Origin of the sequence: Actinomyces stomatis (assembly GCF_031292835.1) — a bacterium.
Classification (GTDB): domain Bacteria; phylum Actinomycetota; class Actinomycetes; order Actinomycetales; family Actinomycetaceae; genus Actinomyces; species Actinomyces stomatis.
Genome location: NZ_JASPEP010000014.1, coordinates 42249 through 64636 on the forward strand (window position 1 = coordinate 42249; position 22388 = coordinate 64636).

Here is a 22388-nt window from a genome sequence, read left to right on the forward strand (position 1 = left end):
CAGCGTCATGGCCCCGGAATCACCTGATTCCGGGGCCATGACATCTCTGAGGGTTCTTAGTGCCCCTGGCCGGGCTGGCCCGGTTGGTTGTTGTAGGGCTGGGTGGCAGGTTCTGTGTAGGCCGGCTGGTAGGGCTGGTGCGTCGGTTGGCCGGGCTGGCCCGGTTGGTTGTTGTACGGCTGCTGGTAGGGCTGGGTGGCAGGTTCTGTGTAGGCCGGCTGGTAGGGCTGGTGCGTCGGTTGGCCGGGCTGGCCCGGTTGGTTGTTGTACGGCTGCTGGTAGGGCTGGGTGGCGGGTTCTGTGTAGGCCGGCTGGTAGGGCTGGTGCGTCGGTTGGCCGGGCTGGCCCGGTTGGTTGTTGTAGGGCTGCTGGTAGGGCTGGGTGGCGGGTTCTGAGTAGCCCGGCTGGTAGGGCTGCTGCATCGGTTGACCCGGTTGACCGAAAAGGGCCTGGTTGGGGTCGTAGCCCTGAGCGGGAGCTGCGTAAGGAACGAACTGGCCCTGGTTCTTCTTCCTCTGATTCATGACAACCGCGGCCACGATACCGCCCACGATGACCACGGCGAGCACGCCGACAAGTACCCAGACCCACATGGGAATGGAGCCGCTCTCCCCTTCGGAGTCCTGCGTGCTGCCGGCCGATGCGCTGGAGGCCTTCCCCTTGACCTCATGGGGATCCATGTTGTCGAAAGTGACCTTGTTGCCGTTAACCTCACCGCCGTCGGCCTCGGTGACCTTGCCAGGGAAAGTGACGGACTGGGAAAGCTTCACCTGATCGGACTGTGGTGAGGAGGATGGCTCGGTCGAGTCGCCGACCTTGACGATGTACTCATCACCCGTGTGCGTGATCTGGCCATTGCTGTTCTTGATATTGTCGCTGCCCTCGATGGTGCAGGTTCGGGAGTCTCCGTTGTTCCTGAATGTGGCTGTCGCTTTGCTGCCGAGCTTGTTGCCGTTGAATGAGTCCCCGTCGCAGTCGCTCTCGGTCAGGAATCCGACGCTGGTGTTGTCGGTCACGACCACCTTCACCGTGTAGGTGTCGTCCTCTTCGACGATGATCTTGGCAGCGACCTCAAACAGGGCTGACGAGTCCGTGCCTGTCGGAAGGCCGTACGCAGGCGCGCCGCCCAGGGCGGCGGATACGGTCAGGACGAAGAAGGCCACTAGCGCAGAGCGCAGTGCGGAGAAACGGCGGACGGCGACATCAGGCATGTACCCCACCGTATCGTCTCTTCGTCCGGTTGGTAGGGGAACGATGGCGGGGACCTCTCCACCCGGCTCCGGTACGCTAGAGGACGGCGTGTCCACCGGCACGCCGTCACTGAAGCCAGGGAGCAGCCATGCCAGCCGTTGTCGTCGTCGGGACCCAGTGGGGGGACGAGGGAAAGGGCAAGGCGACTGACCAGCTCGGTCAGGACGTCGACTACGTCGTTAAGTTCAACGGCGGCAACAACGCCGGACACACCGTCGTCATCGACGGCGAGAAGTTCGCCTTCCACCTCCTGCCGGCCGGCGTGCTCACTCCCGGGGTCACCCCCATCATCGGTAATGGCGTTGTCGTCGACCTGGAGGTCCTCTTCAACGAGATCGCTGAGATCACCTCCCGTGGCAAGGACGCCTCCAGCCTCCTCATCAGCGCCAACGCCCACATCATCCCCTCCTACAACCGGGTTCTGGACCGCACCACCGAGCGCTTCCTCGGCTCGCGGCAGCTGGGCACCACGGGCCGAGGGATCGGCCCCACCTACGCGGACAAGATGAACCGCGTGGGCATCCGCGTCCAAGACCTCTTCGACGAGTCGATCCTGCGTCAGAAGGTCCACTCCGCCCTGGACCAGAAGAACAGCCTCTTCCTCAAGGTCTTCAACCGGGCCGCCATCGATGCCGACGCAGTCGCCGACGAGCTGCTCTCCTACGCCGATCGGGTCCGCCCCATGGTCGTCGACTGTTCGCTGCTGCTCAACAACGCCCTCGATGAGGGCAAGACCGTCCTGTTCGAGGCCGGCCAGGCCACGATGCTCGACATCGACCACGGCACCTACCCCTTCGTCACCTCCTCGAATCCCACTGCCGGCGGCGCCTGCACCGGTACCGGCGTGGGCCCCACCCGGATCGACTCGGTCGTCGGCGTCGTCAAGGCCTACACGACTCGTGTGGGGGAGGGGCCCTTCCCCACCGAGCTGCTTGATGACATGGGTGAGCGCCTTCGCACCGAGGGCGGCGAGTTCGGGGTCACCACCGGCAGGCCGCGCCGCTGCGGCTGGCACGACGCCGTCGTCACCCGGTACGCGGCACGTGTCAACGGGCTCACCGACCTGGTGATGACCAAGCTCGACGTCCTCACCGGGCACGAGACCATTCCGGTGTGCATCGCCTATGACATCGACGGCGCCATCACCCAGGAGATGCCGCTGACCCAGTCCGACTTCCACCACGCAGTCCCCGTCTACGAGGAGCTGCCCGGATGGAGCGAGGACATCAGTGAGATCCGCAACTTCGCCGACCTGCCTCAGGCGGCCCAGGACTACGTGCTGCGCATCGAGGAGCTGGCCCGCTGCCGCATCTCCGCGATCGGTGTCGGGCCGGGGCGTGAAGCCACGATCTCACGTCACCCGCTCATCGGCTGATGGCTTCGAGGTGACCGCACGGCCGGCCGCGTGACCGGCCGTGCGCAGCCCGTGGCCGGTGAGGCCGTGTCCTGCATCCCGGATCTCTGCGACAGGCCCGAGGGGCCTTGTCATCGGCGTGGCCTGAGTATGTGTCGCTGAGCTCAGTAGCTGCTGTAACCATTCTGGTTCGGCGGCGGGTACAGCCCGCCGGTTCCCGACGGTACGGGATTGGGGCTCTGCTGGTACGGCTGGGGAGTGGGCGAATAACTGGGCTGCGCCTGGAAGGGCTGCGCTGGAGCCGGGCCTCCCTGCGTCGGCGCGGGATACGTGAGTGGTTGGGAGACGGAGCCGAGCGCACCTGCTTGGAGAGGCTGCTGCTCCAGCGCAGCCAGGTACTTCTGCTCTCGTTTCTTCTTGTTCTCGTTGCCGACGAAAGCGATGACTCCACCGACGACCGCGATGAACGCGAGCATCACGATGATGATCGTCAGTCCAGCTTTTGAGCTGGATGTGGATGTTGCCTGAGAGGAGGCCTTGGCGTTGTCCTGACCTCGGGTCTTGTGATCGTAGAAGTTGTCGAATGAGACCTTGTTCTGTCCGTCTCCCTCGACCTTTCCTCCATCGGCATCCGTCACCTTTCCTGGGAAGATGACTGTGAGGGCCACCGTCTTCTCCTTGTCCGCCTCGGATACGGAGTCCAGGTGGGTGTCGACGACGTACTCATTCCCGTTATGACTCACGTAGTCGTTTTTGGATATAGGTGTGTTGAACATGGCCCTACAGGTCGGTGTTCCGTTCTCGTTGGAGAAGGTCATCTCGGGTTTGGAAGAAGCTTGTGAGAAGTTCTCCTCGACGCAGGACTTTTTCAGGATCTCCTCCCCGGAGGCCGGTGCAGTGGTCACGAAGGTGGTCCTCACCTCGTCATCGGACTTGATGACGATCTCAACGCCGGCCGTGCTCTTGCCCGAGTCCTCTGCAGGGGTTGCGGCACTCGCAGGGACTGTCACCACCGCCAGGAGGAGCGAGGCGGTGAGACAGAGCATGCCGACGAGACTCGTGGCTGGAGTGTGCCTCAGGAGGGGGTAGCGCATGGATGGCCTTCACGTTGCGAGGATGGGGCGAGGGGGCGCGGCGTAGGGGCCGCTGCCGCTGGGTGTGAAGTTCCTGGTTGTCGTAGGGCTTCAGCGTCAGATGGAGAAGTGGGACCTGACTGGTGGCCGGGAGGGGGTGGTACGGCCCCGGAGGCATCATGCAGCGCGGTCCAAGGTGTTCGTATCCACCAGTGCGTCAGAGATGCGGTGCCGGGGGCAGTCACCGTCATAGTCCTCACCCTCGATGGTCGGCGCTGATGGGGCCCCGCATGGGGGAAGACGATGCGAAGAACGGTGTTGTGGCCCCGGATCATCAGATCATGGGGCCACAACACCGGGAGGAGGGAATGAATCAGTAGGTGCCTTGGCCGGGCTGACCGTTGCCGTACGGAGGCTGGCCGGGCTGGGCCTGCGGGGCGCCGTAGCCGGTCTGCTGGTCGGGCTGGGCCTGCGGGGCGCCGTAGCCGGTCTGCTGGTCGGGCTGGGCCTGCGGGGCGCCGTAGCCCGTCTGTTGGCCGGGCTGGGCCTGCGGGGCGCCGTAGCCGGCCTGCTGGCCGGGCTGGGCCGGGAACGCCTGGTTCGGGTCATATCCCTGGCCGGGCTGGGCCGGGAGCGCCTGGTTCGGGTCGTATCCCTGGCCGGGAGCCCCGTAGGGTGCCTGGGCCTTGTTCTTCTTGCCGCGGAGGATGAAGAAGGCGGCCAGTCCGCCGACCAGCGCGAGGGCACCGACCCCGACGAGGATCCAGACCCACATGGGGATGGCGCCGTCCTTGCCCTTCACCGTGTGAGCTGAGCCGTCGGTGAAGGTGACCTTGTTGCCTTTGACCTCACCGCCGTCGGCCTCGGTGACCTTGCCGGGGAAGGTCACCGACTGAGAGAAGGAGATGTTCTCGTTGTCACTGGAGCCAATGCCGAAGTCGGGGGTCTCGACGATGTACTCGCCGTTCTTGTGGGTCACCTCTCCCTTGCTTTCGGAGACCTTCGCGGATCCCTCCGCGGTGCAGGTGGCGGTGTCTCCCTCTTCCTTGAAGTTGACCTTCAGATCCTTAACGCTCTTGGCGCCCGGGGTCTTGAAGGCCTCTTCAGTGCACGAGTCCTCCAGCGGAATCTCTGAGCTGGTGGTCATCTCGACCTTGAGGCTGTACGTGTCATCGGAGCGGACCACGATGTCCATGGAGCCTTTGAAGCTGACGGAGCTCTCGTCGGCAGCAGGAGCAGCGTGCCCCGGGGCACCGACCAGTGCGAGGGGCGTGGACAGGGCCAGGGCGGCAAGAGCCGTCAACACGGAGAAGGGTCTAGGGATGCGGCGAGTGATGGCAGATGTCATGCCCACACAGTAGCGGTTCAGATGCCAGGTTGTAACCGGATCCTCATGGGGACCGTTCCCCGACCCGGGTGGAACGTCACCGGGGCTGCTGAGGCGGGGGCCGGAAGTCCGCGGGACTGTGCCCTTCCTGATAGGGCATCTGCGTGTACCCCGGTCCGGGCGAGTGATGTCCGCCCTCTTCCTGGGCCCCGTAGGTGCTGAAGACGCCCGCGCCTCCGGGTACCTGGGGCGGCGGGAAGGCGCCGGCACCCAGACCCGGATCAGCATAGGGGGCATAGCCGTCGCGAAGGTTGGTGACGGGATAGGGATGGGTTGACCCCTGCATCGGCTGCAGTGGGCCGGGGGGAGACTGATACGGCCCACCGATATAGACCTCCGGAGGCATGGCGTCGGTGGCCACGGCCCCCTGAAGGGCCTCGTTGTATGAGGGCGTCGGAGTCAGTCGCTGGGCTCGGCGGGCCCTCAGGAGGTACACCACGACACCGACAACGATGAGGAGAACGACGGTGCTGGCCGCCGCAATCATCCACCATTGCAGGTGGAACTTCCCGTCCCCGCCCTCGGCGTGGAGAGCCTCAGGGTTCTCCAACACGTTGTCCCAGGTGACCTTGTTACCGTCATTCCTTCCGTTGGACTTGGTCACCTCTTCGGGAAAGGTCACGGTAATCGAGACCTTCGTCCCCCCTGTGACGCTCCGGGAAGAGGGGAGGGAACTGTCGTCACCGAGCTTGCTCAATGCGTCGGGGGACAGGTCGAAGACGTACTGCCCTCCTTTGTGCTTGATCGTCCAGACGTCGGTCTGCAGCTTGTTGAGCGCAACCGACTTGGCCGTGACCTGACACGCCGGATGCCCGTTGTGGGACGTGTAGGTGTAGACCGCCTTGACGCCCTTGGGCAGAGGAGTGGACTTCTCGAGATTCTTCTCGGTACAGCTCTCCCTGCTGATGAGCGACAGCTCCGACGAGTCCCACATGGTGTAGGTCAGGTCGGCTGTCTCGTTGTCTCGGATGACGAAGTCGTAGCGAGCCCCGCAGCCGGCCAGGAGCAGTGCGAGGCCGGACAGTATCGCCACGACCACGGGTCGCCTGACAGTGCGGGAGGAATGAGTCATGCGTCGAGTCTAGAACGGTGCTGTGACGGCTCGGTGGCTACTCGGCGTCGCCCTTGCGCTGCTTCCGTGGTGCGTGACGGGTGCCGTGTCGCCGCAGGACGGCCACAGTCAGACCGCCGCCGAGCAGGATCAGCCCCGCGATCAGCCAAACACGGGAGCGGCTCCACCACGACACGCCTCGGGAGTCCTGGGCGTAGCCCGAGGCGCTCACGCCTTTGGCCACCGTGTCCGGATCGTCCCAGGTGACTGTGGTGCCCGAGACCTTGCCCCCACCGGACTGTGTCACTGCGCCAGGAAAAGTGACTGAGACCTTGGTGTCGACGACGCCCCTGAAGGAGGTGCTGCTCGGCTGGGGCCCGCCCGGGCCGCCCGACGGCGCGGCTGAGGCCTCCGGTGCGCCTCCTGCTGCGCCTCCGGTCCCGTTGGCGTCCTGAGAAGGATCGGACGGGAAGGGCTGGATCGTCACCTTGTAGATGTCGCCGTCGCGCACGACGATCGTGTTCGGCTCGGCCTGCGATGCCTGGGGGACCTTGACCCCGCTGATGGTGACCTGGCAGCCGAGTCCGTCGTCGCCGGTGAGCGGGGTTGCCTTGACCGTGGTGCCCTCAGGCACGCCCAGAGCGGTGGGGTCGGAGTAGGCCGAGCAGTCGGGGGCCTTGCCCTGGGGGAAGACGGTTCCGGTCGTATCGCGCATCTCCAGGGCGACGTCGTAGCTGCCCCGCGAGTTGATGGTCATGTCCATGTGGGCGGTGCAGGCGGACAGCGCCAGACAGGAGGCGGTCGCCACCACGGCCGGTCGGACAGCCCGGTGTGCCGGCGGACGGGGCCGAGTGCGCGGCGAGGAGTGCGTGGAACTGGACGCGGAGGACGGCGCGACGGACATGCGGGCACGCTACACGCTCGCACTGGACCTTCACTGAGGGCAGAACAACGCTGTTTCAAAGGCGGCAAAAGCCGCCATCCTCCCAAATGTGGCCGATCACATGCCGGTATGGCCGAGGAGAGAGCCCGAGTTGGGACCTTCGGCGATGTGACCTGGGGCGCCAGGTGGGGGAGTATTGCCCTCGACCGAGCAAACCGGCAACGGCGCGCTCACCGGATCAACATACCCAAGGAAGGGACTCGCATGACTGTGTCTGAGAAGGACGTCCGAGCTGCCGCGCCGGCTAACGCCCCAGAGGATGTCATCGAATTCGTCACGCGTATCGCCGAGCTGGCCAAGCCCGAGAACGTCTACTTCGCGGACGGTTCTCAGGAGGAGTGGGACCGCCTGACCACCGAGATGGTGGAGTCGGGCATGTTCACCCGCCTCAACCCCGACAAGCGCCCCAACTCCTTCCTCGCGCGCTCCCTGCCCAGCGACGTCGCCCGCGTGGAGTCCAGGACCTACATCTGCTCCGAGAAGGAGGAGGACGCCGGTCCGACCAACAACTGGTACGACCCGGCCGAGATGAAGAAGATCCTCAACGAGAAGTTCGACGGCGCCATGCGCGGCCGGACCCTCTACGTGATCCCCTTCTCCATGGGGCCCCTGGGCGGTCCCATCTCTCAGCTCGGCATCGAGCTGACCGACTCCCCCTACGTGGTGGTCAACATGCGGATCATGACCCGCATGGGTCAGGCCGCCATGGACCTCATCGCTGAGGGCCGCCCCTGGGTCCCGGCCGTCCACTCCGTCGGCGCCCCCCTGGCCGAGCACGAGAAGGACACCGCCTGGCCCTGCAACGACGAGAAGTACATCACCCACTTCCCGGAGACCAACGAAATCTGGTCCTTCGGCTCCGGCTACGGCGGCAACGCCCTGCTGGGTAAGAAGTGCTACGCGCTGCGCATCGCCTCGACCATGGCCCGCCGCGACGGCTGGATGGCCGAGCACATGCTCATCCTGCGTCTGACCGATGAGAAGAGCGGCAAGCAGTACCACGTCACCGCCGCCTTCCCGAGCGCCTGCGGCAAGACCAACCTCGCCATGCTTCAGCCCACCATCCCGGGCTACAAGGTTGAGACCGTCGGTGACGACATCGCCTGGATGCGTCCCGGCCCGGACGGCCGCCTGCGCGCCATCAACCCCGAGGCCGGCTTCTTCGGCGTCGCCCCCGGCACCTCCTACGACACCAACCCCATGGCCATGGACACCATGAAGGCCAACACCATCTTCACCAACGTCGCCCTGACCGACGACGGTGACGTGTGGTGGGAGGGCATCGACGCCCCGATGCCGGAGCACCTCATCGACTGGCAGGGCAACGACTTCACCCCGGCTGACGCCGCCGAGGGCAAGAAGGCCGCCCACCCCAACAGCCGCTTCACCACCCCGGCCTCGCAGTGCCCGATCATCTGCCCCGACTGGGAGGCCCCTGAGGGCGTGGCCATCGACGCCATCCTCTTCGGCGGTCGCCGCGCCACCAACGTGCCGCTGGTCGCCGAGCAGTACGAGAACGCCCACGGCGTGTTCATCGGCTCCGCCGTGGCCTCCGAGGTCACCGCCGCCGCCCTGGACGCCAAGGTTGGCTCCCTGCGTCACGACCCCATGGCCATGCTGCCCTTCTGCGGCTACCACATGGCCGACTACTGGTCGCACTGGCTGGAGATGCAGGAGAAGCTGGGCGACAACTTCCCCAAGGTCTACCAGGTCAACTGGTTCCGCAAGGACGAGAACGGCAAGTTCATCTGGCCCGGCTACGGCGACAACTCCCGTGTGCTCGACTGGATCGTGCGCCGCGCCTCCGGCGAGGTCGAGGCCGTCGACGGTGTTACCGGCCGCTACCCCAAGTTCGAGGACTTCAACCTCGAGGGTCTCGACCTGGGCGAGGAGGAGTGGGCCAAGATGTATGACATCGACCCCGAGGCCTGGGCCGCTGAGATGGACGACACCGAGGAGTACTACAAGCAGTTCGGTGACAAGCTGCCCGAGGCCATCAAGGAGCAGCTCGCCAAGTTCCGTGAGCGCATCGCCAAGGCCAAGAATGCCTGATCGCGACTAAGAGCCTTCCCTGAGAAGGACTCTGACGGGGGCTCCCACCGGTTCGCTGGTGGGAGCCCCCGTCTCTCTGTCGCACCGAGGTGGTGAGTGGTGCCCATCGTGACGGGCAGATTTGTGTGACGTAAGGGAATATAGTGGAAATAATACGGCGGGCAGGTGGGCCATCTATGGTGCTGCATCGAACCGCGGTGCGCCATGCGGAGGTGTTGAGAGTGGAACGTCGAGAAAACTTCTACGTAAGTAATGTCCGCGGCATTCTAGGCGAAGATGGTGTTGGTCGCTATACCCCAGACGGTTCCTTTGTGCGCCTCAAGAATCCCTTTAGGGGGTGGGCTACTCTCAAGTGTATTCATGAGGACGACTGCAGATTGATTCTGCGTAGGTCGAAATTCGTGAGACTGGCTGCAGTGGCAGTGACATTCATCTCAATTGCGTGGTTGATCCTTCTTAATGTGCGCCTGATCGATTCTCTTTCGCCGGGAGATGCTCACTTCCTTCTCTGTCTCACTGTAGGAGCGCTCGCGTGGGCGGTTAACACATTGCGGCGCCGAACTGTTTTCAGTGAATCGGGTATTGAGATGCAGGGACTGTTCTTCGCGGAGTTGCGCCCCTGGCCCGTAACTCGATCGAAAATAACCTTCTCCACTATCGAAATTGGTACGCACTCTCCGTATGGCCCGTTCATCTACCGAAATCGATTGATGTTGGTCAATGGGGCCCTGAACGACCTTATCAGGCTGCCGGGAAGCGTATCCTGCATGGAAGGCGAATACATGATTGAGCGGATTTGGTCATTCGCCGAGGAGAAAGGTTGGGTGGTCTCCGGTCTCGATAATCTTCAGGCAGATCCTGAAATGGTCCGGGCTCGCGGAGAGGTAGATAGGGAGGCGATCGCGAATCGAAAGGAGTTGACCTATCGTGCTCCCGCTGTGCGGAAGCTGAAGGAAATGATGTGCAACTGGAGTGTGATCATGTTCTTCATGGCTGCACTCCCCCTCGCGGGAGCGCAGGACGTACTCAGGGATGACGCTCGCGATATTTGGTGTGTAATGCTCGGAGTGGCTCTACTCATTCTTGGCGCCATTCCCGCGGTGATTCTATTGGTGGGAATAGTGTCCTGCTTTCGGAGGACGTTGGTCTGCCGAGCCGGGATTCAAGTTAAGGGACGGGTTATTCCATGGCCGGAGTCCCGCTCTGACTTGTATGTCGCAGGCGATCGAGTCTTCTTAGCGGGGCGCGATGCTTCCCCCGTCCCCCTGCCTGCGACGGGTCTGAGGGCCGGTGGCTTTAAAAAACGGCAGGAGAGGGCGATAGCTCAGTGTGAATCCATATGGCTCTGGGGGGGTGACTCATGGTGTCGCGGAAGAGCATGACCGATATATCCGTCTTCGGGACGAAGATATGCAACGAGACCGAGAAGTGTTTGAGGTGCGTGCAGGATTGAGGTCATCGGCCACATTCGATGATTGATTGCATTTCCTGGGGAAGGGTGACGTGTGATGATGTCTTTTACGAGCCGTTCTGGTGGCTCCGGGAACGCCTCTGGAGGTTCCAGGAGCAGGCGTCTAGTTAGGAGCAATTCACTGCGAGGATGGACGACTGAGACCTCGGATGGACGCCTGATCCTGAGGCGGTCGGTGCCCGTTCGGTACGCCGCGATGGCGGCGGCTGTTGTGGGAGTCTCCTGGATGGCGTTAACGGGGGCGCAGGTGCTGGGATCGCTGGTGAACGGCTTCGATCGCTCCGATGACATGATTATTCTTGTGATGCTCGGTATTCCGACGTTCTGGGGGGTGAATGTTACGCGACGTAGAACTGTTCTGAGTGAGTCCGGTGTTGAGATGCGGCGTCTTCTGTTCACTGAGCGACGTCCTTGGACGTCAGTGCTCTCAAGGTTCACACTTTCGACGCTTGATATGACTGCGCCTGGATACGAAGGAGGAATTGATCGAACTCGGATCGTACTCGTGAATGGTGATCGTGATGATCTCATCAGGCTTCCAGGTTGTGTTCTTGGCATGACGCTGGATGATTCCAGCAACAGGGGCTCTGCTGCTCTCCAGGCCATGTTGAATTATGTCCGCCGACACGGTTGGATCGTCTCTGACGCTGAGTCGGTTCACGAGGATCCTCGGCTGGTGGAGGCTCGTCAGAACCATGGGGCCGACAAGATGACGCGAAAGAGTCGTCTTATGTTCTGCACCCCGGTCTGGCGCAGAATCAAGGAACACCTGTGCAACGGCGGGCTCTTTCTCATCGGCATGGGGGTGCTGTTCATGGTGATGGGCGGTCAGCAGCTGTTCTTCGAGACAAAGCCGCTCAGCGGGTCTGATGTCGCCTTCGCGGTGCTCTTCCTTCTGCTCGGACCGGTCACCGTGGCGTATCCGCTCTACAAGATCTACGAGTGCTTCCAGCGAGTCGTCGTGGACGAACAGGGGATTCGCGTCGGGAGACGCTCGTGCGTCTGGCCGGAGTCCCGCTCCGGACTGTTCGTCGCCGGGGACCGGATCTTCGTCGTCTACGCCAACGGGAGGCACCTGGCCCTGGATGGTGCCGGTGTCACATGGGGGAGCTTTCAACGCAGGCAGGAGCAGCTGGTCGCCAGGTGCGAGGCGATATGGCTCTGGGGGATCGCCCATGGTGCGACCCGGGAGACCGGTCGTTATGTTCCCCTTGGGGATGCGGGCATGCAGGAGGAGCGCGAGATCCTCGAACGCGGGATCGGCTTAGTGGCTCCTCATCGAGGTCATGCCGCTTGATTCTGCGCGGCCAGGGCCCGGTGGCGCCGGATGAGAAGGATGGCCGCAATGATCCAGCAGATCGCCCCGGTGGCCAGGCCGGCGACGACGGGCACCGTGAACTTGCTGAACGTGAGGGTGGGGCCCACGAGGATCGCGTCGGTGTCATCCAGGCCCTCGCACGAGACCCGGTAATCTCCCGCCTTGTCAGCCGTGAATGTGAGAACCGAGCTGAAATCGCCGTCGTTGTTGGAGATGTTCATCCCGCCGCTGTAAGAGGTGGGGACCTCCTTGCCGTCAGGTGCAGTGACGGCGCAGCTGTTGACGATGGCGTCCTTCGGCACGTACAGGGCGCGTTCGTCATTGCTGCTCAGGGTGACCTGCTCTCCGTTGGTGACGACGTCTCCACTGGTGGCGATGCTGGCGGCGACGATGGCGGAACCGATGCCCCCGATGAACAGTCCCATCAGTGGGCCGAGGATGAACAGGATGATCGCCACGACCAGCTTTCCGACGTGAGTCGGGCGGGGGCGCTGCTGTCCGTAAGGAGGTACGGCCTGATACGGGGGCTGGTACGGCGGCTGGAACGGGGGTTGGTTCTGAGGAGTCGACATCGGTTCGTTTTCTGGGTGTGCTTCAACTGCCGTTGTAGCGTAGCAAGACAGGTCGTCTGCGAAGCGGCCTGTCACAGGGCATCAGCTGGCGGTTCCTTCAGCAAAGGAGACTCCACCTTCTTCGCCATGGGCGGGCCGTGCACACGGTCCGCTTCCCAGGAGGCGAGTCGGCGTTTCGGAGGTCACCGCTGTGTAACGTGTTGCCATGTGCCAGTACCCGCCTGACGGACTCATGTCGCCGGGATCGGCCCGCCCGGTCCCAGTCGTCGACGGTGCGCAGACGGGTCGGCTGCTCGACGAGAACGCCGCCGACCTGGCGCTGCGAGCCACTCACTACCTGCGCACCCGTTTCCGTGATCGTGTCACCATGGGGGATCTCTCTGCGCATCTCGCCTACAGCCCCTCCCACCTCACTCGGGTCTTCACATCCGTCGTCGGTACCTCGCCCATGGACTACCTGGCCGCATGGAGACTGCACGAGGCCAAGCACCTCCTCATCACCCACCGGCTGGGTGTGGCGGAGACCTGCCACGAGGTCGGCTACACCTCGGTGGGCACTTTCAGCCGCCGCTTCCTGCGCGACGTCGGGACCGCGCCCGGCGCTCTGCGCCGCATCGCCGACCGGGTCGCCGAGCGAACCCTGCCGGCCGTGAGCCTCCTGGTGCCGGCAGCGGCCAGGATCCGCATCCGCCTCGACATCTCTGAGGAGATGCGCCGCGCGCTTGGGCCGGCCCCCTATCAGTGGGTAGGTACCTTTCCCCGCCCCATCCCCAGCGGGCTGCCGACCAGTGGCACGCTGCGCCGACACATTGACGAGGTCGAGCTGCCAGTGGTCCCAGGCTCGCCCTGGATCCTTGTCACCATCTTTCCCGACGGCGCCAGCGTCCACGAGCAGCTGGCCCCCACAACCCCTCTTGTCGCGCGCCTGCGTGTCCCTGAGAGTCCCGTTGCCGGCCCCGTCACACTGCCGGTGCGCGCCGCCCTCCCCTGGGATCCAGCGGTTCTCGTGGCCCTGGCGGCGATGGTGGTCTGATGACCGCCCGAGGCCCTGTGTGGCAGGACAGCAGGATCGGAGTCGTTCGCGGCGCGCTGGCCGGGCTACCGTCGTGGAGCGTCAGGACGTCCCTCGACATGCAGCCGGACACGTAAGGAGCCACCGATGACCGACACCACCGCCAACGCCCAGCCCGCCGAACGCCTTGCCGGCTTCCCCTGCTGGATCGAGCTGTACACACCAGACATCGATGCCTCGGCCGCGTTCTACCGGGACCTTCTCGGCTGGGAGATCACCCGTGCCGAACCGGGTGAGCCACTGACTACCGAGGTGCATCACGACGGCCGGCTCATCGGCTCCTTCGAGCCCGCCGAGGACGCGCCCGGGGACTCCGGCTGGCGGGTGAGCTTCATGGTCGACGACGTCCGCGCCGCAGCCGGAGCCGCTGAGAGGGCCGGTGGGGGTGTCGTTGTGGAACCCACTGACGTCACGGAGACCATGGCCTACGCCCTCGCCTCCGACCCTGACGGCAACGTCGTCGGACTCCTGGAGGACGAGGACTGCGAGGGGCCCTACCCCTACCAGGCCGGGATGCCGGTGTGGTTCGACGTCCTGGCCAGTGACCTGGAGCCGGCCGAGCGCTTCTACCGGGAGGTCGCCGGGTGGTCCACCCGCCGGCTGACCATCGCCGACCAGGAGCAGGACTTCTACACGAGCGTCGTCGGGGGCAGATCCGTGAGCGGCGTCGGTCGGGCCGGCTACTTCGGTGAGGAGGCCCCCTCGCGCTGGCGCATCTACTTCGGGGTTGAGGACGCGGACGCCGCAGCCCGGCGTGTGCGTGAGCTCGGGGGAGCCGTCATCGTCGAGCCCATCGACTTCACGTTCGGGCGCATGGTGGAGGTTGCTGACCCGCACGGTGCGCGCTTCCTGCTCACCACTTTCTGATCCTCGCGCAGCAGTCGGGCGGGGCCACTGGTGGTCCCGCCCGGCTGCGTCCGGAGAGCGAGGGCGCTGGGGATGCTGTGAAAGAGCAGAAGGAAGCACCCTCATGGCCGGACACGGCCCAGGTTACCCCGCCTCTCGTCCCTCGACGCTCCCGCCCGCGTCGGAGAGCTCCTCCGCCGTGGCCTCCGCGGGGCCCAGCAGCGCCAGGATCCGTTCGGTCTGCCACGGCAGGATCCCACCCTCGCCGAAAACCAGCTGGGCTGCATCGGCGTCCGTGACGACGACGTCGGCCAGCAGGGCGAGCAAATGCGCCAGCGGCATGCGCCGGCCCTCCAACAGGTCGAGCAGGTGTGCCAGGACTCGGTTGCTGCTGTGATCCAGGTTCGCCACCTGGTGCTCGCCCACCCCCACGGGCAGGTCCCACCAGATGAGCCGACGCTCGGCAAGATCGATGACGAACGGGGTCGCGTTGAATCCGGGTGAGGTCAGGTCGAGGCGCTGCATGACGGTGGATGCCTCGAAGACCTCACCGCGCTGCGGGTCTGTACCGCGGGCCATCGCCCCCGCCCAGCACTCGGGCACCTCGCTCAGGGGGTGGTGGGAGAAGGAGTGGACCGTCATGACGACGTAGCGCCAGCCCTGCCTCAGTGCCTCGGTGAGGGTGACGTCGATGAACTCGGCTGCTCCATCGGGTGCGGAGGTGAGGTCGCCGGAGTGCACGGCCGCCGTCGAGCGCAGGTTGTAGTAGGCGATCTGCTCGGTGCGCGTGAAGTCCTCGGAGACGAAGAAGGCCGACAGGTCCAGGTCCACGCGCGTCCCCCGGCTGTTCACGGTGACAGGAGGGCCAGAGGGCTCCATGACCTCCGGCAGGTCGCGCCAGTGCAGGAAGAAGCGGATCGTCTCACCCGCAGGCAGGGGCAGCCGGGTGCCGCGCCCCGCCGTGCGCAGGCCCGGCGAGGCCGAGCGCTGCCCCAACGGCACCGTGTAGCCCTCGTAAAGCCCCTGGTCGACGGCGATCCGTCCCAGGTGCCCCCGCTGGCGCAGGGCCTCCTCAACGGCGCGAACCACCGCCGCGTCGGCGGGGCCGGGGCGACGGGTGGACGGGATGAGCGTCGTCTTGGCGCCCGTGGCCGCCTTGATGGCGACGACCCGCCAGGGCAGGACCTCTGGTCCGGGGGAGGAGAAGTACTCCCACAGGCGCACCAGGACGGGCAGGGAGACCTCGGGCGCGACCCGGGCGAACTCGGCGACCACGCGTTCGCGGGCGGCGTCATCCCCGCACAGCCGCAGCAGGTGGTTGAGTCGACGCGCGAAGACCCCGGGGCGGGTGGTCAGCAGGCGGAGGGCTCCCTCGACGTCGCGACGCGCAAGCGCCTCCTCCAGGTGGGAGGTGAAACCCGCTTCGGTGCGCCCGGAGGCGACCTGGCGCAGGAGCGCGGTGGCGCGCGGGAAGCGACGCGCGTAGTCGCCGGCCCGCAGGTGACGGACCAACCGCTTCCACCGCTCTGAGCGCCGAGCCATCTCCTCGGCGGAGTCCCGGCCGTCCTGGGTCTGCCCGACGGCGTCGAGCAGACCCAGCAGCCGGCGCCGCTGCGCGCGGGAGAAGGAGGGGAACCGGCACGGCTCGGCCAGGGAGACGTCGCCGCCCGCCATAGCGACCGCCAGGCGCAGCACATCGGTGACGGTGCGGTAGGAGCCGGAGAAGTCCAGTCCGGGGAAGGCGACGGTGAGGACGGCGAGGTTCTCCTTGACCGCCACCTGCGGCGCCACCTCGGGACCGAAGCTGCGCAGGGCCGTCAGGTCCGCGCGGTCCTGGGCGCTGAAGGGGGTCGCCTGGGCTAGGAGGTCGGCCACGATCCGCTCCAGATCCTGCTTCGTGGCCAGGTCCAGCCCGGTGAGAGCGCCGTCGTCTCCCGGCAGGGGCTCACGGGGGCTGGGCCGGTAGTCCGGCAGGATCCGGACCCCGACGACGTCGCCCAGGTAGTGCAGCGCGGCATTGACCAGCAGCGTGGCCTCGGAGGCGGTGCGCACCTGGACGGGAAAGTCGGGGTAGAAGGGGCGGTACTCGGCGACCGGAGAGCCGGAGGCGAGGCGGGCTGCGGCATTGACCAGTGCCCAGGCCTGCTCGGGGCGGGTAAGAGCATCCCGTGCCGAATCGGAGAGCCGGTAGCCCAGGGCGCGCAGCGTAGTCAGAGCCGTGTCGACACCTGCGTTGCTGCCCCGCTGCGGCGCGGGAGCCTCACCCTGCGACGACGCGGAGTGTGATGGCGTTGGTAAGTCGGGACCCGGCGGGAAATAGACGGCCCCGAGCCGGCGGATCGTCACCGCGTTGAGCTCCGCGGTGGCATCGGTACCAAGGACACCGCCGACCGCTGCCCCGGCTTCTGTGTCGACCGCCGTCGTCGCAGAGGACTGATTGACTCCCACGGGGCCTCCTGACGCCTCGCCGTCCAGGGACTCCGCGCCCCGGAACCGGCTTGAGCCTAGCGGAGGTGGGGAAGGGGGGTGGCTGAGCTGCCTCAGAAACGTCAGTAGGAGTTCTCCACGAGTGTCGTCAGAGAGTCGATCTCCACCTCCACCGAGCTGAAGCCGCTGGTCACCTTGACTCCCTGGTCCCCGACCTGGAACAGGCGCATGAGGAACCCGTTGTTCGTGGTGCGTATTCCATAGGGGAAGCCGTAGCGCTGCTCCAGCGCCTGGGCGATCCGCCAGGTGTAGTCGGCCACGTGGCGCTTGTCGAAGCGCAGCAGCTCTCCTTCAGCTCCCTGAGGCTCAGTGACCACCTCGATGCCCCAGGTGCCGCAGAGGTGCGACTGCCCTGCGAGCCAGCCGTCTCCGCGCAGAACGGGGCGGCCCCGCCGGGTGTCAGGGCGTCCGCCGAGCGGTCTGAGCACACTTTCGACGGCTGCTCCGCTGAGGATCTGCTCGACGACGGAGAGGATCTGGGGGATGGACAGCCCGATCCGCATCGGTATGACCTGCCAGTTCACCGGTGGCCGGTTGGGGCCGGTGGGTGCGGGTGCGGAGGCGGCCAGTCTGCGAAGGTCCTCCATCGTCATCGCGGGTCCGGGCGAGTCCTCCCCCCGATCCTCCAGAAGGAACTCGATATCGTCCTTCGCCCTCTCATCCTCGTCCCCGCTGGGGCTGGCGGCGAAGACGCCGTAGTCGCCGAAGCCCTCGGAGCCGGCGAAGCGAATGTCCATGAGAGGGCGCCCACCGGCCAGGCCGGCGACGACGTCGCGCATACTGATCTGGCCGCCCTCGCTCCCGAGGAGATCGCGGGGGATGAGGACCTCCTCCCCGGTGGACTCGACGGTGACCGTGAGACCCTCGGCCGTGCCGGTGAAGGAGACAAGCCCCAGACCCAGTTCGGATTCCCCCATGTCCCATCGGAAGGTGAAGGGACGGCGCCACTGCGGCGGCATGAGGGACACGTCGTCGGGGAGACCGCCGAGAGTCTTCGCCGTGGTCTCCTCGAACATCTCCCAGTTGACGATGTAGGCCTCGCCGGGTCCCCAGTCATCCAACGGGGACCTCCCCAGCTCCACCTTCCACAAGTACGGATAGTCCTCGGCCTCGCCCCACTTGAAATCCCGATACTCCTCGGAATCAATGGGGATTGTGGGATCGTAGGAGTCCACGCGCAAGGAGTACTTGTCATCCCAACGGTGATAGCGCGGCTCGATCTCGATGACCCGCTCCCCGAGCCTCCAGCGGAACAAGACATTGGGCCCATACATGGACAGGGACTCGGTTCCCAGGAGATCGGCGGCCTCGAGCAGGAACCGGTGCACGTCGGCCTCGGTCAAGGTGGTTCCCATGAGTGCAGCCACGCGATTGGACAACTCCACCTCAGGGTTCACCGCACCGTTCACAGTGCTGATCGCCACGCTGCTCACACGATCTCTCCGTTCGACGTCGTCAGCCACTGTGTGCTGAATGCCTACTCCTCAGCATATTTTGTCGCGCTGACGATTTCTTGGGTTTGCTCTTCGCGGTGGGAGGCGTCATCCCGGAGAGACCGGACCGTGGCTCGTCCGCCGATCGGAGATATCCTCCGGGCGTGGACGCGCGGGGCCCGCGATTCCGGGCCTCAAGCGGCCTTCGTCATCTAGGCTGACGCCGTGAAGATCCTGCTCCTCGGCTCCGGCGCGCGCGAGCACGCCCTGGCCCGCGCCCTCGCCCGTGACCCGCAGACCACTGAGCTCGTCGTCGCCCCCGGGAACCCCGGCACCTCGGTCATTGCCACGAACCTCAACATCGACCCCAGTGTCCCTGAGGAGGTCGTGGCCCTGGCCACGCAGATGGAGGCCGACCTCGTCGTCGTCGGTCCCGAGGCGCCCCTGGTCGCCGGCGTCGCCGACGCCGTGCGCGACGCCGGGATCCCCTGCTTCGGCCCCAGCGCCGAGGCCGCCTGCCTGGAGGGCTCGAAGGCCTTCGCCAAGGAGATCATGACCGCCGCGGACGTACCCACCGCCGAGGCCGCCGTGTGCACCACCGAGGCCGAGCTGACCGCCGCCCTGGACCGCTTCGGGGCCCCCTACGTCGTCAAGGAGGACGGCCTGGCCGCAGGCAAGGGCGTCGTCGTCACCGACGAGCTCCCCGTCGCCCTGGCCCACGGTCGCGCCTGCCTGACCCGCGGCAGCGGTCGCGTCGTCGTTGAGGACTATCTCGACGGCCCTGAGACCTCCGTGTTCTGCGTGTGCGACGGCGCCACCGTCCGCCCCCTGGCCCCCGCCCAGGACTTCAAGCGCCTCCTCAACGACGACGCCGGCCCCAACACCGGCGGCATGGGCGCCTACTCGCCCCTGTCCTGGGCTCCGGCCGACCTGGTCGAGCAGGTGGTGCGTGAGGTCGCCCAACCCGTCGTCGACGAGATGGCCCGCCGCGGCACCAGCTTCATCGGTCTGCTCTACTGCGGCCTGGCCCTGACCAGCCGCGGACTGCGCGTCGTCGAGTTCAACGTCCGCTTCGGCGACCCCGAGACCCAGGCCGTCCTGGCCCGCCTGACCTCCTCCCTGCCCGAGCTCCTCCACGCCGCCGCCACCGGCCGCCTCGCCGAGACCCCTGAGCCCACCTGGTCCGAGCAGTGCGCCGTCGACGTCGTCATCGCCGCCCCCGGCTACCCCGGAACCGTCACCACCGGCGGCACCATCACCGGGATCGAGGCCGCCGAGGAGCTCGACGACGTCCACGTGCTGCACGCCGGCACCGGCACCACCGAGCGCGGGGAGCTGGTCGCCGTCGGCGGGCGGGTCCTGTCCGTCGTCGCCCTGGGGCCAACCGTCGAGGCGGCGCGGGAACGCGCCTACGAGGCCGTCGAGCGCATCGACCTCGACGGCGCCCAGTACCGCACCGATATCGCCCAGGCGGCCAGTGTCGGCACTGCAAGCAGTGCCGACGGGGCCGAGTAGGGCCTCCTCGACGTCGCGATCACGGCTCACGGTTCGCCGTCTGCCGAACCCCGGAGGCCGCGCCGTCAGACACGGCCGAGAGGGGCGGGGCGTTTGACGCACGCACTTCTTCCGAGACCAAACGCACACCGGTGGTTTCTTTCCTGAGAGGGACCCGCGGTCCCTCGGAGGGTGGGCGGGGTGCGCGCCGCCCCCGGTGTTGACCCACGTCAGCGTTCTGTCCGGTCGGCCGGGAGGAGTCAGAGGTGAGAGTCGTTGCCTTCCCGTCGGTGGGATTTGCTCCGGTCGCAGTCCGGCCCCTCCGATGATCCGACCCGGATGAATGGGCGCGATGGTGCGGTAATCGGGCGGGCGCCCAGTGGTGACTCCCGCAGGCGACGCCGCAGCTCGGAATCGGACACAGGGTGCCCGCCGATGGCAGGATGGGGGCATGACTCAGTCCGCGAGCTCCGTCTCAGTCGGCCCCGGAGCCTCCTCCGCCGGCTCCCGGCCCCCCGCCGTCCCAGGGTGGGAGCACCGCTCCAGCGGTAAGGTTCGGGACGTCTACGCCCCCGCCTCCGACGGCCCGTGGGGCGGGCAGGACGTGCTCCTCGTGGTCGCCTCGGACCGCATCAGCGCATACGACCACATCCTGGCCACCCCGATCCCGGACAAGGGCAAGGTCCTGACCGCCCTGAGCGCCTGGTGGTTCGAGCGGCTCGCCGACGTCGTCCCGGGGCATCTCGTCTCCCTCGACGTTCCCTCCCAGGTCGCCGGACGCGCCATGATCTGCCGGCGACTGGAGATGTACCCGGTGGAGTGCGTGGCCCGCGGCTACCTCACCGGTTCCGGCCTGGCCGAGTATCGGGAGAACCGCGCCGTGTGCGGAGTGGCCCTGCCCGAGGGCCTGACCGAGGCATCCTGCCTGCCCGAGCCGATCTTCACCCCGGCCGCCAAGGCCGAGCTCGGCGAGCACGACGAGAACGTCACCTTCGAGCGCGTCATCCAGATGGTGGGGGACAGGGCCGCCACCGCCCTGCGCGACACCACGCTGGCCCTCTACTCCCGGGCCGCCGAGATCGCCGGGGACCGCGGCATCATCCTGGCCGACACCAAGTTCGAGCTCGGCACCGATGCCGGCGGCAACCTGGTCCTGGGCGATGAGGTCCTCACCCCCGACTCCTCCCGCTTCTGGCCCGCCGACGCCTGGGAGCCCGGCCGGGTCACCCCCTCATTCGACAAGCAGTACGTGCGCGACTGGCTCACCTCCCCGGCCTCCGGCTGGGACCGGGCCAGCGACCAGGAGCCCCCGTCCCTGCCCGACGACGTCGTCGAACGGACCCGAGCCCGTTACCTCGAGGCCTACGAGCGGCTGACCGGCCACCCCCTGGAGCTGTCATGACCACGACCTCACCCACGTCGGACGTTCCCGATACCGGGAGCGCCGCCCGCGCCTTCAAACCGGGGCCGGGCTTCTACGTCCTGGTCGGCCTCATCGTCCTGACGATCGTGCTGGCGCTGTCGGCCGCCGTCACCTCCGCCCTCGGGGCGGCCGGGACCTCCCGTGTCCTGGGCGGCATCGCCCTCGTCCTCGTCGGGCTGGGCATGCTCGCCTCCTTGAGGCTCTCCGCCCGCTCCCTGGTGGTCAATGCTCCCCGCCTGCGCCTGGAGCGCAACCGGGTCCGGGCGGCCCGGGCCCGGCAGGTCAGCGAGTCCTCCAAGAAGGGGGGAAGCGGTAAGGGCTCCCAGAGCAAGGGGGCCAAGGGCTCCCAGTCCTCGCAGCGGGGCTCGGGGGCCGACGGCGCACCCCTGCCCGGTACCGATCTGGCGACGCTCACCGTGCCGGGAACCAAGGTGCTCGTCCCCGAGTCGACCGGTCGGCGTGAGCTGACCACTCTCGACGTGGTTTCCGGCCCCGTCACCACCGCACTGGCCGCGACGTCATTCGGGCGTGCGGCCGACGAGCGCCTGGCCGGTACCTCCACCGGCGAGACCCTCATCCGCGTCGGCCAGCTCCTGCTCGGCGCCACCGGCTTCGTGCTCGTGGCCCTGGGGCTCGCCTCCATCCTGGGACAGGTGATCTCATGACCCCTCCTGACCGACGTCCCGACAACGAGCAGGGGCCCGTCAACTGGGGCATCATGCCCAAGAGGACCCCGCGTCCGAAGAGCGTCTCCGCCCGGCCCGGCGGCAGCGGGCTGCTTGAGGTCGTCCGCTCCGGCAACAACCCGGCCTCCACCGCCTCCGGAGTCTCCGCGGCCTCTGCAGCCGGCTCCGCCGATGGCGCCACCGGTGCCCGTGATACGGGCGCCGCGGCAGGCATGACGGAGGAGGACCTGCGCTCGGCCGCGGCCCAGGCCATCGCCTCAGGAACCGCTGACGCCGTCGACGCCGCCATCGCCATCGACCTGGCCGACGTGTCCGGCGACGACGTCAGCTGGGCCGACTCCGCCCTGTCCGCCGGGTCGCCCGCCTCCCCGGCCGCCCTGCGCGCCGTCGACGGGCCCGCCGACACCCTCGGGGACCACGGTGAGCCCGACCCGATGGATGACCCGGTCTCCCACACCGGCAGCGCCGCCAGCGC

17 protein-coding genes and 1 pseudogene are annotated in these 22388 nt (G+C 66.7%); 10 read left to right on the plus strand and 8 right to left on the minus strand.

Annotation, left to right across the window (positions count from 1 at the left end):
- Nucleotides 1–56: 56 nt before the first annotated feature.
- The gene (locus RIV12_RS08610; RefSeq protein ID WP_309323205.1) at nucleotides 57–1211 is read right to left on the minus strand and encodes an atrophin-1 family protein; all 1155 of its coding nucleotides are present in this window, start codon (nucleotides 1209–1211) and stop codon (nucleotides 57–59) included.
- 128 nt (nucleotides 1212–1339) lie between these two features.
- Here RIV12_RS08610 and RIV12_RS08615 point away from each other — a divergent pair, with 128 nt between their 5' ends.
- Nucleotides 1340–2626, plus strand: a complete 1287-nt coding sequence (locus RIV12_RS08615; RefSeq protein ID WP_075418298.1) for an adenylosuccinate synthase — start codon at nucleotides 1340–1342, stop codon at nucleotides 2624–2626.
- A 143-nt stretch (nucleotides 2627–2769) separates the two neighbouring features.
- Here the strand turns inward: RIV12_RS08615 and RIV12_RS08620 are convergent, their stop codons facing one another.
- The 4 genes from RIV12_RS08620 to RIV12_RS08635 form a co-directional block, all read right to left on the minus strand.
- Nucleotides 2770–3651, minus strand: a complete 882-nt coding sequence (locus RIV12_RS08620) for a hypothetical protein (protein ID WP_081380097.1) — start codon at nucleotides 3649–3651, stop codon at nucleotides 2770–2772.
- Between the two features lie 400 nt (nucleotides 3652–4051).
- Nucleotides 4052–5026 carry a hypothetical protein gene (locus RIV12_RS08625; protein ID WP_309323207.1) on the minus strand — a complete coding sequence of 325 codons (975 nt, stop codon included), beginning with the start codon at nucleotides 5024–5026 and terminating at the stop codon, nucleotides 4052–4054.
- Nucleotides 5027–5102: 76 nt separating this feature from the next.
- The gene (locus RIV12_RS08630) at nucleotides 5103–6137 is read right to left on the minus strand and encodes an LppM family (lipo)protein (protein WP_075418300.1); all 1035 of its coding nucleotides are present in this window, start codon (nucleotides 6135–6137) and stop codon (nucleotides 5103–5105) included.
- A 37-nt stretch (nucleotides 6138–6174) separates the two neighbouring features.
- Nucleotides 6175–7020: an LppM family (lipo)protein gene (locus RIV12_RS08635; protein ID WP_309323209.1), complete on the minus strand. Its 846-nt coding sequence runs from the start codon at nucleotides 7018–7020 to the stop codon at nucleotides 6175–6177.
- Nucleotides 7021–7263: 243 nt separating this feature from the next.
- Between RIV12_RS08635 and RIV12_RS08640 the strand changes: the two genes are divergently transcribed.
- The 3 genes from RIV12_RS08640 to RIV12_RS08650 all read left to right on the plus strand — a co-directional run bounded on the left by RIV12_RS08640 (nucleotide 7264) and on the right by RIV12_RS08650 (nucleotide 11879).
- Nucleotides 7264–9111 carry a phosphoenolpyruvate carboxykinase (GTP) gene (locus tag RIV12_RS08640; RefSeq protein WP_075418301.1) on the plus strand — a complete coding sequence of 616 codons (1848 nt, stop codon included), beginning with the start codon at nucleotides 7264–7266 and terminating at the stop codon, nucleotides 9109–9111.
- Nucleotides 9112–9527: 416 nt separating this feature from the next.
- Nucleotides 9528–10493 carry a hypothetical protein gene (locus RIV12_RS08645; RefSeq protein ID WP_309323211.1) on the plus strand — a complete coding sequence of 322 codons (966 nt, stop codon included), beginning with the start codon at nucleotides 9528–9530 and terminating at the stop codon, nucleotides 10491–10493.
- Nucleotides 10494–10757: 264 nt separating this feature from the next.
- Nucleotides 10758–11879, plus strand: coding sequence for a hypothetical protein (locus RIV12_RS08650; protein ID WP_256695545.1), 1122 nt, complete (start codon nucleotides 10758–10760; stop codon nucleotides 11877–11879).
- Here the strand turns inward: RIV12_RS08650 and RIV12_RS08655 are convergent.
- Nucleotides 11867–12358: a hypothetical protein gene (locus tag RIV12_RS08655; RefSeq protein ID WP_256695546.1), complete on the minus strand. Its 492-nt coding sequence runs from the start codon at nucleotides 12356–12358 to the stop codon at nucleotides 11867–11869. The genes RIV12_RS08650 and RIV12_RS08655 overlap by 13 nt on opposite strands.
- A gap of 319 nt (nucleotides 12359–12677) precedes the next feature.
- Here RIV12_RS08655 and RIV12_RS08660 point away from each other — a divergent pair, with 319 nt between their 5' ends.
- Together RIV12_RS08660 and RIV12_RS08665 are read left to right on the plus strand one after the other, a co-directional pair.
- A complete protein-coding gene (locus RIV12_RS08660; RefSeq protein WP_075418305.1) occupies nucleotides 12678–13505 on the plus strand; it encodes a helix-turn-helix domain-containing protein in 828 nt (275 codons plus the stop codon).
- A 126-nt stretch (nucleotides 13506–13631) separates the two neighbouring features.
- Complete coding sequence (locus RIV12_RS08665; protein ID WP_309323214.1) at nucleotides 13632–14411, plus strand: VOC family protein; 780 nt, start codon at nucleotides 13632–13634, stop codon at nucleotides 14409–14411.
- 123 nt (nucleotides 14412–14534) lie between these two features.
- On the opposite strand, the gene RIV12_RS08670 is transcribed toward RIV12_RS08665, so the two are convergent.
- Both RIV12_RS08670 and RIV12_RS08675 read right to left on the minus strand, forming a co-directional pair.
- Nucleotides 14535–16838, minus strand: a complete 2304-nt coding sequence (locus tag RIV12_RS08670) for a TerD family protein (RefSeq protein ID WP_309323216.1) — start codon at nucleotides 16836–16838, stop codon at nucleotides 14535–14537.
- Nucleotides 16839–16939: 101 nt separating this feature from the next.
- Nucleotides 16940–18232, minus strand: a complete 1293-nt coding sequence (locus RIV12_RS08675) for a hypothetical protein (protein ID WP_309323218.1) — start codon at nucleotides 18230–18232, stop codon at nucleotides 16940–16942.
- Between the two features lie 303 nt (nucleotides 18233–18535).
- Between RIV12_RS08675 and purD the strand changes: the two genes are divergently transcribed.
- From purD to RIV12_RS08695, 4 genes and pseudogenes are all read left to right on the plus strand, one after another.
- The gene (gene purD, locus RIV12_RS08680; RefSeq protein WP_309323220.1) at nucleotides 18536–19825 is read left to right on the plus strand and encodes a phosphoribosylamine--glycine ligase; all 1290 of its coding nucleotides are present in this window, start codon (nucleotides 18536–18538) and stop codon (nucleotides 19823–19825) included.
- Between the two features lie 430 nt (nucleotides 19826–20255).
- Nucleotides 20256–21206, plus strand: coding sequence for a phosphoribosylaminoimidazolesuccinocarboxamide synthase (locus tag RIV12_RS08685; protein ID WP_075418309.1), 951 nt, complete (start codon nucleotides 20256–20258; stop codon nucleotides 21204–21206).
- Entirely contained in the window at nucleotides 21203–21892 is a 690-nt protein-coding gene (locus tag RIV12_RS08690) for a hypothetical protein (RefSeq protein ID WP_075418310.1), read from the plus strand. Before RIV12_RS08685 ends, RIV12_RS08690 begins: the two co-directional genes overlap by 4 nt.
- Nucleotides 21889–22388, plus strand: a pseudogene (locus RIV12_RS08695) (hypothetical protein); the annotation flags it as partial. The gene RIV12_RS08690 and the pseudogene RIV12_RS08695, both read left to right, overlap by 4 nt.

Bases quoted from the DNA above. Each gene is read 5' to 3' on its own strand.
- RIV12_RS08610 (WP_309323205.1), bottom strand. From the start codon at position 1,211: ATGCCTGATGTCGCCGTCCGCCGTTTCTCCGCACTGCGCTCTGCGCTA.
- RIV12_RS08615 (WP_075418298.1), top strand. From the start codon at position 1,340: ATGCCAGCCGTTGTCGTCGTCGGGACCCAGTGGGGGGACGAGGGAAAG.
- RIV12_RS08620 (WP_081380097.1), bottom strand. From the start codon at position 3,651: ATGCTCTGTCTCACCGCCTCGCTCCTCCTGGCGGTGGTGACAGTCCCT.
- RIV12_RS08625 (WP_309323207.1), bottom strand. From the start codon at position 5,026: ATGACATCTGCCATCACTCGCCGCATCCCTAGACCCTTCTCCGTGTTG.
- RIV12_RS08630 (WP_075418300.1), bottom strand. From the start codon at position 6,137: ATGACTCATTCCTCCCGCACTGTCAGGCGACCCGTGGTCGTGGCGATA.
- RIV12_RS08635 (WP_309323209.1), bottom strand. From the start codon at position 7,020: ATGTCCGTCGCGCCGTCCTCCGCGTCCAGTTCCACGCACTCCTCGCCG.
- RIV12_RS08640 (WP_075418301.1), top strand. From the start codon at position 7,264: ATGACTGTGTCTGAGAAGGACGTCCGAGCTGCCGCGCCGGCTAACGCC.
- RIV12_RS08660 (WP_075418305.1), top strand. From the start codon at position 12,678: ATGTGCCAGTACCCGCCTGACGGACTCATGTCGCCGGGATCGGCCCGC.
- RIV12_RS08665 (WP_309323214.1), top strand. From the start codon at position 13,632: ATGACCGACACCACCGCCAACGCCCAGCCCGCCGAACGCCTTGCCGGC.
- RIV12_RS08675 (WP_309323218.1), bottom strand. From the start codon at position 18,232: ATGGGAACCACCTTGACCGAGGCCGACGTGCACCGGTTCCTGCTCGAG.
- RIV12_RS08685 (WP_075418309.1), top strand. From the start codon at position 20,256: ATGACTCAGTCCGCGAGCTCCGTCTCAGTCGGCCCCGGAGCCTCCTCC.
- RIV12_RS08690 (WP_075418310.1), top strand. From the start codon at position 21,203: ATGACCACGACCTCACCCACGTCGGACGTTCCCGATACCGGGAGCGCC.